Source organism: Marinactinospora thermotolerans DSM 45154 (genome assembly GCF_900167435.1).
GTDB classification, from domain to species: domain Bacteria; phylum Actinomycetota; class Actinomycetes; order Streptosporangiales; family Streptosporangiaceae; genus Marinactinospora; species Marinactinospora thermotolerans.
In genome coordinates this window covers 467069-482614 of the sequence record NZ_FUWS01000002.1, presented here as the reverse complement: position 1 = coordinate 482614, position 15546 = coordinate 467069, and the positions used below count along the sequence as shown (strand labels likewise).

The 15546-nt window shown below is 72.0% G+C and carries 12 protein-coding genes; 6 read left to right on the top strand and 6 right to left on the bottom strand.

The window, feature by feature from the left end; translation table 11 throughout:
• Window positions 1-47: 47 nt before the first annotated feature.
• Window positions 48-779 (top strand): DUF4191 domain-containing protein, encoded by a 732-nt coding sequence (locus tag B5D66_RS05105; protein WP_078760421.1) that lies wholly within the window; start codon window positions 48-50, stop codon window positions 777-779.
• Between the two features lie 69 nt (window positions 780-848).
• Here B5D66_RS05105 and B5D66_RS05100 read toward each other — a convergent pair whose 3' ends face one another.
• Complete coding sequence (locus B5D66_RS05100; protein WP_078760420.1) at window positions 849-1301, bottom strand: RDD family protein; 453 nt, start codon at window positions 1299-1301, stop codon at window positions 849-851.
• Window positions 1302-1581: 280 nt separating this feature from the next.
• Here B5D66_RS05100 and glnA point away from each other — a divergent pair, with 280 nt between their 5' ends.
• Window positions 1582-3006, top strand: coding sequence for a type I glutamate--ammonia ligase (glnA, locus tag B5D66_RS05095; RefSeq protein ID WP_078760419.1), 1425 nt, complete (start codon window positions 1582-1584; stop codon window positions 3004-3006).
• Window positions 3007-3065: 59 nt separating this feature from the next.
• Here the strand turns inward: glnA and B5D66_RS05090 are convergent, their stop codons facing one another.
• Entirely contained in the window at window positions 3066-3788 is a 723-nt protein-coding gene (locus B5D66_RS05090) for a TetR/AcrR family transcriptional regulator (protein WP_078760418.1), read from the bottom strand.
• 77 nt (window positions 3789-3865) lie between these two features.
• On the bottom strand, window positions 3866-4300 hold the full coding sequence (locus B5D66_RS05085; RefSeq protein ID WP_078760417.1) for a CBS domain-containing protein: 435 nt from the start codon (window positions 4298-4300) through the stop codon (window positions 3866-3868).
• Between the two features lie 208 nt (window positions 4301-4508).
• Between B5D66_RS05085 and B5D66_RS05080 the strand changes: the two genes are divergently transcribed.
• A complete protein-coding gene (locus tag B5D66_RS05080) occupies window positions 4509-7547 on the top strand; it encodes a bifunctional [glutamine synthetase] adenylyltransferase/[glutamine synthetase]-adenylyl-L-tyrosine phosphorylase (RefSeq protein ID WP_235000756.1) in 3039 nt (1012 codons plus the stop codon).
• Between the two features lie 79 nt (window positions 7548-7626).
• Here the strand turns inward: B5D66_RS05080 and B5D66_RS05075 are convergent, their stop codons facing one another.
• Window positions 7627-7962, bottom strand: coding sequence for a hypothetical protein (locus B5D66_RS05075; protein WP_078760415.1), 336 nt, complete (start codon window positions 7960-7962; stop codon window positions 7627-7629).
• A gap of 142 nt (window positions 7963-8104) precedes the next feature.
• A complete protein-coding gene (locus B5D66_RS05070; protein ID WP_078760414.1) occupies window positions 8105-9910 on the bottom strand; it encodes a carbohydrate-binding module family 20 domain-containing protein in 1806 nt (601 codons plus the stop codon).
• Window positions 9911-10394: 484 nt separating this feature from the next.
• On the opposite strand from B5D66_RS05070, the gene B5D66_RS05065 reads away from it, so the two are divergent.
• Window positions 10395-10763, top strand: coding sequence for a DUF6968 family protein (locus B5D66_RS05065; RefSeq protein WP_078760413.1), 369 nt, complete (start codon window positions 10395-10397; stop codon window positions 10761-10763).
• 43 nt (window positions 10764-10806) lie between these two features.
• Here the strand turns inward: B5D66_RS05065 and B5D66_RS05060 are convergent, their stop codons facing one another.
• Window positions 10807-12036: an acyl-CoA dehydrogenase family protein gene (locus B5D66_RS05060; protein ID WP_078760412.1), complete on the bottom strand. Its 1230-nt coding sequence runs from the start codon at window positions 12034-12036 to the stop codon at window positions 10807-10809.
• A gap of 273 nt (window positions 12037-12309) precedes the next feature.
• Between B5D66_RS05060 and B5D66_RS25385 the strand changes: the two genes are divergently transcribed.
• Together B5D66_RS25385 and B5D66_RS26430 are read left to right on the top strand one after the other, a co-directional pair.
• Entirely contained in the window at window positions 12310-12456 is a 147-nt protein-coding gene (locus B5D66_RS25385) for a hypothetical protein (RefSeq protein WP_159457216.1), read from the top strand.
• A gap of 46 nt (window positions 12457-12502) precedes the next feature.
• On the top strand, window positions 12503-15544 hold the full coding sequence (locus tag B5D66_RS26430) for a helix-turn-helix transcriptional regulator (protein WP_078760411.1): 3042 nt from the start codon (window positions 12503-12505) through the stop codon (window positions 15542-15544).
• Window positions 15545-15546: the final 2 nt, after the last annotated feature.

Sequence of the window (15546 nt, the reverse complement as noted above, 5' to 3'; positions counted from 1 at the left end):
AGGCCGCCGTTTCACGTATGCTCCCCTATTCGCCATATCCTTGTTTCATGGCGAAGAAGCCCCAGGAACCCCAGGAACCCTCGGCGCGTGCCGCCAAGGGCAAGGACGGCGCAGAGAAGCCGCCCGGCAGGCTGAAGCAGATCCGCATGGTCGCCAAGGTCGTGCACCAGCAGAGCCCCAAGAGCATCCCGATCGCCGTCGGCGTCTCGGTCGCCCTGGTGGCCCTGGCCGTGCTCGGGGCCGTGCTCACCGGCGCGTGGCTGTACTGGTTGCTGCTGGGCCTACCGATCGCCTTCCTCGTGGGCTTCATCGTGTTCACCCGCAGCGCCCAGAAGGTCCAGTACAAGATGCTGGACGGGCAGCTCGGCGCGGGCATGGCGATCCTGGAGAACATGCGCGGCGACTGGACCGTCGACGCCGGGGTCAACGCCAACCGCAGCATGGACATCGTGCACCGCGCGGTGGGCCGGCCCGGCATCGTGCTCGTGGGCGAGGGCGACCCCCAGCGGCTGCGCGGACTCATCGCCGCCGAGAAGAAGCGCACCGCGCGCGTCGCGCCGTCGACCCCCATCTACGACGTCCAGGTCGGCAACGGCGAGGGCCAGGTGCCGGTCTCGGAGCTACAGAAACGGATGTTCAAGCTCCCCCGCAACCTGGACAAGCCCGAGGTCGCGGAGCTGCGTTACCGTCTCAAGGCTCTGGCTCCCGCGATCCAGATGCCCAAGGGGCCCATCCCCAAGGGCGTGAAGATGCCGAAGGGACCCAAGACCCAGCGCTGATTCGCCGTGGATGCCGAGGGGCCCGGTGGGAGATCTCCCACCGGGCCCCTCGGCGTCTCGGCGAACCGCTCAGAAGCGCAGGCTGACGGTCCCCGCCACCCGGTCGTGCAGGCCGCGCTGGTCCCGGTCGTAGACGACGGCCGGGATCACCAGACACAGCAGGAGCGTCCGCGCGAGCATGGCGACCGGCCACGGCAGCGACCGCTCCCCCGTGGCGGCGACACGTATGCCCACGATGCGCTTGCCCACCGTCGAGCCGAACAGGGTGAGCAGGACGACGGTCAGGAGCGCGAAGACGAGCAGCGTGACGTTGGCCTGGTCGGCCTGGTCGAGGTCGAACAGCAGCCGGACGATGGCGAGGGCCAGGATCCAGTCGAGTATGAGGGCCACGAGTCGGCGCCCGACCCCGGGGATCGATCCGCTGCCCTTCTCCGGCAGCCCCAACCGGTTGCCCCGGTAGAGGTAGTCCACATCCTCGGCGCCGGTACCCGCGCCGCCGCGTCGCGCGCCCTTGTCTTCCATGGTCAACACGTTACCGAGCGTTCCAGAGCGGACCGAACCACCCCGGTCGCCGGGAGGGCCCGGCCGCTTCCCGTTTCACCGGGCGCTCGCGGGAAAGACGGAGGAGGGTGGCCGGCTCCGCCCCCACCGGCCTCTGTAACATGCGCGAAACATTGGGGACATGGGTCGGAAATGGCCCACTCCTAGCGTCGAGAGGGTAGCCAAGGGGTCATGTGTCCGGGCCGTCCAACCCGGCGTACGGCAGCGGCACCGGCCCCTTATACCTGCACGGAGGTACGTTTTGTTCAGCAGCGCCGAAGAGGCTCTCGCTTTCATCCGCAACGAGGGCGTCCAGTTCCTCGACGTCCGGTTCACCGACCTGTTCGGCGGCGTCAACCACGTCACCATCCCGACGGAGAACGTCTCGGAGAAGACGTTCACCGAGGGACAGATGTTCGACGGCTCCTCGATCCGCGGCTTCCAGGCGATCCACGAGTCCGACATGCTGCTGCTGCCCGACCTCAGCACCGCCGTACTCGACCCGTTCCGCGAGTACAAGACCCTCAACGTCACCTTCTTCGTGCACGACCCGTTCACGCTGGAGTCCTACAGCCGGGACCCCCGTAACGTCGCCCGCAAGGCCGAGGCCTACCTGAAGAGCACCGGCATCGCCGACACCGCCTTCTTCGGTCCCGAGGCCGAGTTCTACATCTTCGACGACGTCCGTTTCGAGACGAAGTCCAACTCCGGCTACTACGCGATCGACTCGGTCGAGGGCGCGTGGAACACCGGCACGGCCGTCGAGGGCGGCAACCGCGGCTACCGTCCGCGCTACAAGGGCGGCTACTTCCCGGTCGAGCCGGTCGACCACTACAGCGACCTGCGCTCCCGCATGGTGCGCGCCCTGATCGACGCGGGCATCCCGGTCGAGCTGCAGCACCACGAGGTCGGTACGGCCGGTCAGGCCGAGATCGGCATCGAGTTCGGCACCCTGCTCCAGGAGGCCGACCGGGTCCAGCTCTACAAGTACATCGTCAAGAACGTCGCCAACGCCGCGGGCAAGACCGTGACCTTCATGCCCAAGCCGCTGTTCGGCGACAACGGTTCGGGCATGCACTGCCACCAGAGCCTGTGGAAGGACGGCGAGCCGCTGTTCTTCGACGAGAGCGGCTACGCCCAGCTCTCCGACACCGCCCGCTACTACATCGGCGGCCTGCTCAAGCACGCTCCCGCGCTGCTGGCCTTCACCAACCCGACGGTGAACTCCTACCACCGCCTGGTGCCCGGCTACGAGGCCCCCATCAACCTGGTGTACTCGCAGCGCAACCGCTCGGCCTGCATCCGCATCCCGCTGACCGGCTCCAACCCCAAGGCCAAGCGCCTGGAGTTCCGCGTCCCCGACCCCTCGGCCAACCCCTACCTCGCGTTCTCCGCGATGCTCATGGCCGGGATCGACGGCATCAAGAACAAGATCGAGCCGCCGGAGCCGATGGACAAGGACCTCTACGAGCTCCCGCCCGAGGAGGCCGGGGCCATCGAGAAGGTGCCGGCGTCCCTCGACGCGGTGCTCGACGCGCTGGAGGCCGACCACGAGTTCCTGCTCGAGGGCGGCGTGTTCACCCAGGACCTCATCGAGACCTACGTGGACTACAAGCGCACCGAGGAGATCGACTCCCTGCGGCTGCGCCCGCACCCGCGCGAGTTCGAGCTCTACTACGACATCTAGGGAGGGGCACGGCCGGGCGCGAGCCCCGGTCGCCTTCCAGGGCCGCCGGTCGCGTTCCCTCAGCGGGACGCGGCCGGCGGCTCCGTCGTGTCCGGACCGTCCGGTCCTCGGACGTCCCGCCTTCTGGCCGGCCCCGCCCACCGGCGGGCCTCGGCACGGACGTCGTCCAGGTCCGCGGGGTCGCGCAGCAGGGCGCGCAGGACGAAGTCGGCGGTGCGCCGGGCCTCGGTCTCGCCGGTGCTCCGCCCGGGGGGAGAGCCGCCGCTCAGCCGGAGCAGGTGCAGCAGCAGGCCGTCCACGCTGTCGGTGACGAACATCGGGTCGATGTCGACGAACTCCCCCTGCCGCACCCCTTGGGCGACGATCCCGGCGATCGAGGAGAGGGTGGCGTCATAGGCCTCGCGCCAGTGGGCGAACTCGGGGTCGGAGAGCACACCGGTGCGGTACAGCCCGGTCAGGTCGTAGGGGCTGGAGACGATGGCCTGGGCCTCGGCGTGCACATAGCGGTACAGGCGGACCGCGGCGCTTCCCGGCTGGTCGGCGAGTTCGCTGGTGAGGGCGAGGGAGGCGGCCAGGTCGATCTCGAACAGCTTCTCGAGGATCGCCCGTTTAGAGGGGAAGTGATGGAACAGGGAGGGTTGGCGGATGCCCACGGCGGCGGCGATGTCGCGGGTGGAGGCACCGTGGTACCCCTTCTCCGCGAACAGCCGGGAGCTCTCGCGCAGAATGCGCTCGCGCGTGCCGGCCGGGGGCCCGGTCCTGGGGGGAGGTAACGGATCCACCCGACCACGCTACCCGCCCCCTACGCGGCCCCCGGCGGCGTCCCCGGCCCGAACGGGGCTCCGAGGGGCGCGCCCGCTCAGGTGACACGGTCGGCCGATCCCGACTTGATCGACTCGACCAGCCGAGCGAGCTTGTCCTCGGGGAGGTTGCGGGCGAGGTCGGCCTCGCTGATCATGCCGACCAGCCGGTGCTCCTCGATGACCGGCATCCGCTTGACACGGTGCCGCATCATCCGCTTCAGGACCTCGTCCACGTCGACACCTGCGTCGACGCAGAAGGGCGTGCCGCCGGCGATCTCGCCGGCCCGGCACTGCGCCGGATCCTTGTCCTCGGCCAGGCACTTGATGACGATGTCGCGGTCGGTGATGATGCCGTGCAGCCGATCGTCCTGGCCGCAGACCGGCAGCGCCCCGACCCCCAGGTCGCGCATCTTGTGCGCGGCGTCGCGCAGTGTCTCGTTCTCTCCCACGCACTCGGCCCCGCGGTGCATGATCTCCGCTGCGGTGGTCATGGCCTCTCTCCTCTCCCTGTGAAATGGGTCCTCTCTCCTGCGCCCATACCCGGCTGTCACCGGAGGCCCGTCCAGGGGCGGTAAGACACGGGTGAAAGACCGGTCAGGGATGGCCCCGCCCCGGCGTCACGCGGGCAGCGGGAGGCGGCGGTCCCGGGGACGGCGCCTGAAGACGGCCAGCGCCCGCCCGGCGGGCTACGGTAGGCGTGTGGCAACTCGCGACAGGCTGGGCACGACCGCCGGCACGCTGGCCCGCCGGGGATTCACCGACGCCTCCCGGGCCGAGCGCCTTCTCTCCGAGGCGGGAGTGGATCCGCACGAACACGCCGTCCTGGTCGACGCGCTGGCCTCCGCCGCCGACCCCGACCTCGCCTTGCTGGGGGTGACCCGGCTGCTGGAGCGCTCCCCCGATCCCGACGAGCTCCGCACCGCGCTGTGCGAGGACCCCGACCTTCGCCTGCGACTGACCCGGGTGCTGGGTGCCAGCGCGGCGCTCACCGACCACCTGGTGCGCCACCCCTGGGACTGGTTGGAGCTGCGCGGCGCCGACGCGGCCCGGGTGCCCGACCCCGAGGAGCTACGCGCGGGACTGCTCCACACCGTCGGCGCCGACCCGAACTCCCCGGCCCCGATCGCCGACCCCGCCGTGGCCGGGCCGGACGGCCTGGAGCACACGTTGCGGGTCGCCTACCGGCGCCGGGTGCTGCGCCTGGCCGGGCGCGACCTCACCGGCGCCCAGTCCATCGACGAGGTCGCCGCCGAACTGGCCGACCTGGCCGCGGCGATGTTGGACGCCTCGCTCGCGGTGGCGCGCGCCGCCGCGCCCGAGGACGCGGCGCTGTGCCGCCTGGCCGTCATCGGCATGGGCAAGTGCGGCGGGCACGAGCTCAACTACGTGAGCGACGTCGACGTCGTGTTCGTGGCCGAGCCCGCGGAGGGGGTGGCCGACGAGCAGGCGGCGCTTCGCGCGGCGGCCCGGCTGGCCGCGGCGATGATGCGGGTCCCCGGCGAGACCGACGCCGAGGGGACGCTGTGGGAGGTGGACGCCGCGCTGCGCCCGGAGGGGCGCAACGGCCCCTTGGTGCGCACCCTGGCCGGACACCTCGCCTACTACGAGCGCTGGGCCAAGACGTGGGAGTTCCAGGCGCTGCTCAAGGCGCGGCCGATCGCGGGGGACACCGCCCTCGGCTCGGCCTACCTGGAGGCGATATCGCCGTTGGTGTGGCGGGCCGCGGGCCGGCCGAACTTCGTCGACGACGTGCAGGCGATGCGCCGCAGGGTCGAGGCCCACATCCCCCCGCACGAGGCCGAACGCCAGATCAAGCTGGGACCGGGAGGGCTCCGGGATATCGAGTTCTCGGTCCAGCTCCTCCAGCTCGTGCACGGCCGCACCGACGAGTCGCTGCGCTCGGGGTCCACGTTGATCGCCCTGGAGGCGCTGTCGCGCGGCGGTTACGTGGGCCGCGCCGACGCCGCGGGGCTCGCCGACGCCTACCGCTTCCTGCGCCGCGTCGAGCACCTGCTCCAGCTCTACCGGTTGCGGCGCACGCACCTGTTGCCCGATGCGGCGACCCCCGCGGGGAAGGAGCAGCTACGTCGGCTGGGACGCGCGCTGGGATACGGCGCCGACCCGGTCGCCGCCCTGGTGGCGGAGTGGCGCAAGCAGTCCGCCGAAGTCCGCCGGCTCCACGAGAAGCTGTTCTACCGGCCGCTGCTCAACGCGGTCGCCCGCCTGCCCGGGGACGAGGCCCGGTTGACGCCCGAACAGGCGCGCGACCGTCTGGAGGCCCTGGGGTTCGTCGATCCCGGCGGGGCGCTGCGCCACCTGGAGGCGCTGACATCGGGGGTGACGCGGCGGGCCGCGATCCAGCGGACCCTGCTGCCGGTGATGCTGGGCTGGTTCTCCGACGCCCCCTCCCCCGACGCGGGCCTGTTGGGCTTCCGCCAGGTCAGCGACGCGCTGGGGACCACGCCGTGGTACCTGCGGCTGCTCCGTGACGACGTGCGCGTGGCCGAGCGCATGGCGCGGCTGCTCGGCACCAGCCGCTATGTCACCGACCTCCTGCTGCGGGCCCCTGAGGCGGTGGCGCTGCTCGCCGACGACGCCTCGCTGCGCCGGCGCGGCAACGCCGAGCTGGCCGCCGAGGCCGACGCGGCGCTGCGCCGCTACGACGACGCGGAGAACGCGGTCGCCGCGCTGCGCGCGCTGCGCCGTCGCGAGCTGCTGCGCACCGCGGCCGCCGACCTGCTGGAGGTGTCGGGGATCGAGGAGGTCGGGAGCGCGCTCACCGCGATCTCGGCGATCACGGTCGACGCCGCGTTGCGCGCCGCCACCAACCGGGTGGCGAGGGCGACCGGGGAGGAGCCGGGCACCCGGTTGTGCGTGGTCGCGATGGGCCGGTTCGGCGGTGGCGAGCTGTCCTACGCCAGCGACGCCGACGTGATGTTCGTCCACGAACCACTGCCCGGCGTTCCCGTACAGCAGGCCACGGCGGCCGCGGACGCGATCGTCCGCGAACTGCGCCGGTTGCTGGAGCTGCCCGCCGCCGACCCGCCGGTACGCCTGGACGCCGATCTGCGGCCCGAGGGGCGTAACGGCCCGATGGTGCGCACCCTGGACTCCTACGCCGCCTACTACGCCCGTTGGTCGTCGCCCTGGGAGAGCCAGGCGCTGCTGCGCGCGGCCCCGGTCGCCGGGGACCCCGGGCTGGGCGAGCGTTTCGTCGCGCTGATCGACCCGATCCGCTATCCGGCCGGCGGGGTGGACGACGCCGCGGTCCGCGAGATCCGCCGGCTGAAGGCGCGGATGGAGGCCGAGCGGCTACCGCGTGGGGCCGACCCGGCCCTGCACACCAAACTCGGGCGGGGCGGCCTGTCCGACGTGGAGTGGGTCGCCCAGCTCATCCAGCTCCGGCACGGGCACGACGTCGCGGCCCTGCGGACCACGGGGACGATCCAGGCGTTGGACGCCGCGGTGGCGGTCGGGCTGCTGGACGCCGAGGACGCCGCGACCCTGGAGCTCGCCTGGCGGCTGGCGGCCCGGGTGCGCGGGGCGATCATGCTGGTCCGGGGCAAGGGGGGCGACTCGATCCCCAGCGACCTGAGGGACCGTTCGGCCCTGGCCGGCGCGTTGGGCTACCGCGGTGAGGAGGAGGGCGAGGGCGTGGCCGAGCAGCTCGTCCAGGACTACCGGCGTGTCACCCGGCGGGCGCGCGCGGTGATGGAGCGCGTCTTCTACGACGACTGAACCGGCCGTGCGGCCCCGTAACGACGAGGGCCAGACCGCCCTCGGGAGGGGCGGTCCGGCCGGTGCGCGGAGAAAGGGTCTACCAGAAGACGGCGACGGCGACGTTGACCAGGGTCAGCACGCCGGCGGCGGTGGCCAGGCCGGTGCTGGGCTTGCGCAGGTTGACCACGCCGAGCACGGCGACGGCGAAGGCGACGACGAGCTTGACGCCGATCTTCATGTGGTTGAGGTCGCCGTCCCCCATCTCGGCGACGCCCACCAGCAGCAGGCCGGTCGCCAGCTGGAGGAGTGAGCTGTGCAGCAGCACCTTGGGGGCTTTGGCGTGGCCGGCGATGAGCTGCATGAGCCAGCCGCTCACGATACCGGCCATACCGAGCAGGTGCAGGAAGACGAGCGCGGAGTAGACGATGTCCATGCTCCGCACGCTACTACAGCCTGTAGTACACCTTGCCCGTTTTCTCGACACGGTGACATCACATTTCGGGCGGACGGCGCGCCCTGGCCCTCAGACCGGCCGCCCGGGGGCGGGCGCCCCCGGGCGGCGACTCAGGCGCGGCTCACCTCCAGGTGTCGGAGAAGGTCACCGCGCATCCCTCCCCAGCGGCCTCGGCGACGCGGGCGCGGTTGGGGTCGGACTCCCACGTGATCCGCCCGTCGGGATCTTTCTTGATGTACTTGTACTCCAGCCGGGTCCCCTCGGGGATGTCCACGCTGGCCTTCCACACCGGATAGTCGGCCGAGGAGAGCGCGACCGCCCGCCCGGTGTCCCAGCTCCCGAGTTGGGGGACGGACCCGACGACGAACACGTTCTGCCCGTACCAGGTGGTCACCCTGGCGTGGAAGGAGACGTCCACGGTGGCGCACTCCCCCGGCGGGTCGGTGGGCCCGGGCGTGGGCTCCCCGCCACCACCGTCGACCCTGGCCTGGACGTGCAACGCCAGCGAGCTGTCGGCCGGGACCGCGGCGGTGAACGTCCCGTCGGCCGCGACCGTGTGGGTGGGACCGTCGCACGCGCCGTCGCTGAAGGTGCCGTTGACGACGTCGCAGTAGACGCCGGGCGGCAGCGAGGTGGTGAACGTGCGCTGGAGGGCGCCGCCCTGGTTGAACACCGCGTAGCCGGCCGACCCCCGGCCGAAGGCGATCTGGTCGCCGGCGCCGCTCCACCAGTTCGTCACCCCCGCGTCGCCCACGGCGTTGCGGAAGCCCACCATCCCGGCGATCCCGGGATCGCGATGCTCGCAGACCCAGGCCGCCGAGGCGCAGTCGGCGGCGCTGGTGGTGCCGTCGCCGGAGGCCGGCGGGCCCGCCTCCTTGTCGGAGAAGGCGAAGCTCGACATCACCTTGGGGGTGCCGAACGGGTGGGCGAGCATGAACTCGGTGGCCTGGCGGTAGGCGTCACCGTCCTTGTAGGTCAGGATCGGGTCGCTGCGTTGGGTGTCGTGGTTGTCCACGAACACCACCGCCTGGTCCGATCCCACGGCCATCCGCCCGGAAAGGTCCCGCAGACCCGACAGGTTCCCCTGTTTGAAGGCGTTGCTCACCTCGCGGTGGTAGCGGAAGTCGGTGACGTCCCCCTGGCCGGTGTACTCGTCCGGCCGGATCGCGGCGTCCTCGATGACCTCCTGGTAGACGTAGGGCCGGCCGCCCCACCCGGGGACGTCGTTCAGGCCCGCCGTGATCGCGGCGATGTCGGCCACCGCCATGTGCTTGGCCGCGTCGATCCGGAATCCGGCGACTCCCAGCCCGATCAGGTCGTTGAGGTAGGCGGTGAGCCTGTCCCGGACGTAACCGGACTCGGTCTTGAGGTCGGACAGGCCGACCAGTTCGCAGTTGCGGACCTCCCAGGGGTCGTTCCAGTTGGAGATGTCCCGGCGGCAGTCGTGGAAGTCCTGGCTCTGGTAGATGCCGGGATAGTCGTACTTGGTGTAGGGGGATCCGGCGCTGCCGGGCCCGCTGTTGACCGAGCCGCTGCCGCTCATGTGGTTGAGCACGGCGTCGACGTAGATCTTGACGCCGGCCTCGCGGCAGGTGCGGACCATGGCGGCGAACTCCGCGCGGCCGCCGCGGCGCGACTCCAGCTGATAGGAGACCGGCTGGTAGTCCTGCCACCAGGGGTGGGCCTCCCGGGCGAGGACGACATGCTCCTGGGGTGGGGACACCTGGATCGCGCCGTAACCGTTGGGACCGAGGAAGGTCTCGCACTCGCGTGCGACGGACTCCCAGGGCCACTGGAACAGGTGGACGATGACGTCACGGCCGCCGGTGGCGGCCCGGGCCGGTTCGGCCCGTGTGATCAGGGGGACGAGCAGGGTGATCGCGAAGAGCAGGGCCGCTACGGCGGCCGTCGACCTGCGTAGTGTCATCGCGCCCTCCAAGGCGGGGTGACGGGGGACCGTCAGGGACGGAGACAACGCCGTGGGAACAGCAGGGCCGTACGCCTTGCAAGAACTTTCACGGCGTGACGAAGCTAACAAACCGGTGCTGCTTTGTGAACGGCGTGTTTCGCGACGTTTCTCTGCCGGACACCTTCCCGCAGAGGACGTCGACCTCCCTTGATGCTCCGTGAACTGGCGCTTCAGCGCGACGGAGCCACGTCGCCACGCCGCGTAGGATGCACTCCCGGTTCGAAATTCCGTCGAAAAGAACGAAAGTTTGCGCAAGGGCTTGCGAAGCGCACGGTGGAGGGAACGCCCCGGAGGCGGGCCGGCCGCCTCCGTCCCAGGTCCGAGGCAGAGCGCGTCCCCGCCCCTGGAAAGGCGCGGCCCCTCGGCGCGGCCGGGGAGGCCGTCACAGGTCCCCGCTAACGTGGGCGCCCGCACCGCGGGAAGCAACGGGAAAGGGGAGCACATGCGACACGAACTCGGAGAGGTCGTGGCCACACGCAGACTCGACGCGATCGCCGAGAACGGCGGCCGCACCCAGGTGGTGGTGGAGATCGGCAGGCCGCGCCCCGACCCCCGATCCCCCGGAGGCGACTGGTACTGCCCCCACAGGATCGTGGGCCTGGGCGATGAGACGGTGGAGGCGGCCTTCGGGGTCGACTCCCTCCAGGCCCTCCTGTTGTGCGTGTACCGCCTGCGGCTGCGGCTCGCCGAGCGCGCGCGGGCCGCGTCGCTGCGGCTGGACTGGCTGGGGTTCCCCGAGCTCGGCCTGACGGTGATCCCGGAACCACCGGGACCCGCCGTCGCCGAAGCGACAGGCGGGTCCGTGTCCTGACCTTCACGCGCCCGGCCGGGATCCGCCGGCCGGGCGCGCGGGATCAGACGAAGGCGCCGTGGCCGGTGATCGCCCGGCCGACGACGAGCGTGTTCACCTCGCGGGTGCCCTCGTAGGAGTACAGCGCCTCGGCGTCGGCGAAGAAACGGGCCACGTCGTTGTCGACGAGGATGCCGTTACCGCCCAGCAGCTCGCGGGCGCGCGCCACGACCTCGCGCATCCGGGTCGTGACCTGGGCCTTGGCCAGGGCCGCGTGGTTGTGCCGGTTGACCCCCGCGTCCTGGAGCTGGGCCAGGCGCACCATCAGCGACAGCGACGAGGTGATGTCGCCGAGCATCCGCACCAGGTGGTCCTGGACGAGCTGGAACTGGGCGAGCTTGCGGCCGAACTGGTCGCGTCGGGTCGCGTAGGACAGCGCGGCCTCATAAGCGCCCATCATCACGCCGACCGACTCCCAGGCGACCCCGCTGCGGGTCTGGCGGAGGACGTCGTTGGTGTCCTTGAAGCCGGTCGCGCCCGCGAGCCGGTCGGCCTCGGGCACCCGCACGCCGTCGAGCGTGATCTCGGCGTTCTGCACGATGCGCAGGGCGATCTTGTTCTCGATCGTGGTCGCCGTGAACCCGGGGGCGTCCCCGGGGACGACGAAGCCCTTGATCTGGCCGTCGGCCACGTCGCGCGCCCACACCACGATGAGGTCGGCGAAGGTGGCGTTGCCGATCCACTTCTTGCGGCCGTCGAGGACCCACTCGTCCCCCTCGCGCCGGGCGGTCGTCGCCAGCCCCCCGGCGATGTCGGAGCCGCTCTGGGGTTCGGTCAGCGCGAACGCGCCGATGCGCTCCATCCGCGCCATGTCGGGAAGCCAGCGACGACGCTGCTCGGGGGAGCCGGTCAGGGCGACGCTGCCCATGGCCAGCCCCTGGTGGACGCCGAAGAAGGTCGCGATCGAGGCGTCGACGCGGGCGAGTTCCAGGGCGAGGAAGCCGTTGAGCAGTTCGCTCGCCGGCTCGACCTCGCGGACCCGCCCGTCCGCGCCGACGGAGAGCCCGTAGGGCAGACCGGCGATGTCGAGTTCGGCGAACCGCTTGATCAGGTGGTGCGGGAACTCCGCCCTGGCCCAGTGGTCGTTGACGACCGGCGCGACCTCCTCGGCGAGGAACCCGCGGACGCGCAGCACGATCTCGCGTTCCCGTTCCGACAGCAGCGCCTCACTGGCGAACAGGTCACCGGGCAGCAGCAGGTCGGCTCCGCCGCTCTCCTGGGCACGCTCCGTCATCTTCGCCCCCTTCCACGGCCCCTGACGAGCCGAAACTTTAAGTTACCCATCAGTGCTACTCATGAGTAACTTAACCGTATGTCCGATTCGGGACTCGCGCGAACACTCCCGCCTATGAACCCGCTCACACCGCCTTAGTCACCGATCCGGACCGACCCGGCGCGGCGGCAGCGAATACGCAGTTCTGCCGATGCCCGCCCGGGGGTCTTAGGGCGAATCTGAGGACATCGAGGACGAACACCTCGCCTCGGCCCCACGACCAGGGAGACAGCGATGATGCACCCCGACATCCTCGGCCGGATCGCCCACGACCGGATGACCGAACGTCACCGCCGGGCCGACCGCCACCGGACCGAGCGCCGCCAAGCAGGCGACCCCAAGGCCCCCCGTCCGCCCCGCCCCGCACCCCTCCCCCGGTGAACGACCGCACCCGCTCCCGTCCCCGCCCGACGGCATACTGGGAGACATGCCTTTTCACGGTTCAAGCCCGGTGTTCGTCGGCCGGTCGGCCGAACTCGCCGCCCTCACCGAACACGCGCACCGGGCCCGAACCGGCTCCCCCTCCGTGATGCTCCTCGCCGGAGACGCCGGTATCGGCAAGACCCGGCTCCTCGGCGAGTTCGCCCGCAGCTCCCCCACCCGGGTGGTCACCGGAGGCTGCCTGGAGCTGGGCATGGACGGTCTGTCCTTCGCCCCCTTCGTCACCGTCCTGCGGCACCTGCTGCGCGACCTCGGCCGCGCCCCCTTCGACGCCCTCGCCGAGGACGGCGAGCACGAGCTCGCCCGCCTCCTGCCCGAGCTCGGCCCCGTTCCCAGGGAACGCCGGGAGGCCCGCGGCCGGCTGTTCGAACAGGTGTTGCGCCTCCTCACCGGCGTCGCCGCCCCGGACGGGCTCACCCTGGTCGTCGAGGACCTGCACTGGGCCGACCCCTCGACCCGCGACCTGCTGGTCTTCCTCATCCGCAATCTGACCGACGCCCCCGTCCAGGTCATCGTCAGCTTCCGCTCCGACGACCTGCACCGTGACCACCCGCTGCGCCGCCTCCTGCCCGAACTCCAGCGCCTGCCCACGGTCGACCGCCTCGACCTGTCCCCCCTCACCCGCGAGGAGGTCGCCCGCCAGGCCGCCGCCATCCGCGGTGGCGACCTCTCCCCGGACGAGGTCGCCACGCTGCACGAGCGCGCGGGCGGCTACCCGTTGTTCGTCGAATCGCTGTTGGAGGACGCCGGACATGACGCCGGCACGCTTCCCGAACGCCCGCGCGAGCTCCTTCTCGCCGGCCTGAGGCGGGTCGACGACGCCGCGCGCTCGGTGATCGACATCGCGTCCGTCGGCGCGCTGGACGGTGGGCGCATCGGCCACGAACTGCTCGCCCACGTGGCGGAGCTGCCCGAGACCGACCTCGACACCGCCCTGCGCTCCGCCATCGACGCCAACATCCTGCTCGTCGACGGTCCCGGTTACCGCTTCCGGCACGCCCTGCTGCGCGAGGCGGTCCACCAGGACCTCCTGCCGGGTCAGCACACCCGACTGCACCTGCGCTGGGCCGAGGTCATCGACGCGCACCCCGACCTGGTCCCACCCGACCGCCTGGCCGTGGAGCAGGCCCACCACTACCACGCCGCCCGCGAACCCGCCCGGGCCCTCGGCGCCGCCTGGCGCGCGGCCCGGCACGCCGCCCGCTCCTTCGGCTACGCCGAGGAGCTGCGCATGCTCGAACGCGTCATCGCCCTGTGGGGGCGCGTCGCCGACCCCGGCTCGCTCGTCGACGGCCTGTCCCTGGCCGAGGTGTTCGACCACGCCGCCGCCGCGGCGTTCGACAGCGGCGAGTTCGCGCGGACCCTCGAACTGTGCGACACCGGACTGGCCGAGCTCCCGGCCTCCCTCCGAGCATCGTCCGTCCCCCTCGACAGGGGTGCCGCCGACCCCACGGGCACCGCCCGATCCGTGACGCGCGGGCGGCTGCTGCGCCGCCGCGGCCTGGCCCGCATCCAGCTCGGCGAGGAGGCCGGCATCGAGGACCTGTACACGGCGTTGGAGGTCCATCCTCCCGACGACGGTAACTACGGTTTCCTGCTGGCCCGGCTCGCCAGCGAGCTGATGCTGCGCGCCGAACCCGTGCCCGCGGGCCGGCTTCCCGCCGGACACCCGTTGCTCGTCCTCATCGGGCGCGACGGCGAAGGTCCCGTGTCGGCCATCGAGCTCGCCCGGGCCGCCCTGTCCCACACCGAGCGGCACGGTGACGACTGCGCCCGCAGCGAGGCGCTGATCACGCTGGCCGCCCTCCAGGCGGGCGACGGCCTGGAGGCCGAGGCGCGGGCCGCCTTCGACGACGGCCTGGCCCTGGCCCGCGCCATCGGGGAGGCCTCGATGGAGGTGCGCGCCCTGGGCGACCTCGCCTCCCTGCTGCGCGGACGCGGCGAATACGCCCAGGCCCGCGACCTGTGCCTGGCCGGACTGGAACGGGCCCGCGAGGCCAGTCTGCTCCGGGTCTGCGCAGCCTTCGTCATGGTGAACCTGGCGGAGATCTCGGTTGAGACCGGCGCCCTGCGCGAAGGGCTGGACCAGGCCCGTCAGGGTCTGGGCTGGGCGTCCTCCTCCTTGCACCGGGCCCACCTCAACTGCCTGGCCGGACGGATCTCGCTGGCGTTGGGCGACCTCGACGCGGCCCGCGCGGCCTGGGCCGCCGTGGAACGGGAGGCCATCTCGGGACGGCCGCGCGTGAACCACGCCCTCGCCACGGCGACGTTCACCGTGGAACTGCACCAGACCCTGGGCGATTTCGACGCGGCCCTGGAGGCCGGATTGCGGGCCACCCGTGACATCGCGGTGGAACGGGACCCCGCCTACGGCTGGCCGCTGCTGGACGCCCTGGCTCGGTTACTGTCCCCGCTCGGCGCCACGGACACCGCCGCCGCCCGGGTCGCCGAGCTACGCGAAAGAGTGGAGCGGCCGGCCTCGCTGATGGAGCCCAACGGACCGGTCCAGGCCGCGTTACGGCGGTCGATCCGGGCCCGGCTGGCCGACGCCGACGGCGAGGCCCCCGACGCCTCCCGCGTCTCCTGGCAGGCCATGGCCGAGGAGTGGGGGCGTCTCGGGCTGCCCCTGGCACGGGCCGAGGCGCTGCTGCTCGCCGCCGAGGCGGCGGCCGTGGCCGGTGACCGAGGCGGCGCGGCCCCGCTCCTGCGCGACGCCGCGCGGCTCGCCGGGGAGGCGGGCGCGGTTCCGCTGGAACGGCGCGCCGCGTCGCTCGCCCGGCGGATCAACGTCGCCCTGGACCCGTCGAACGGCTCGACGCCACCCGCGCCGCCCGCCGGACTGACCCCGCGGGAGACCGAGGTGCTCCGTCTGCTCGCCCGGGGGCACACCAACGCCGCCATCGCCGCCGAGCTGTTCATATCGGCCAAGACCGCCAGCGTCCACGTCTCCAACATCCTGGCCAAGCTCGGTGTCGCCAACCGGGTGGCCGCGGCGGGCCGCGCGCGCGAACTCGGTCTCGTCCACTGACC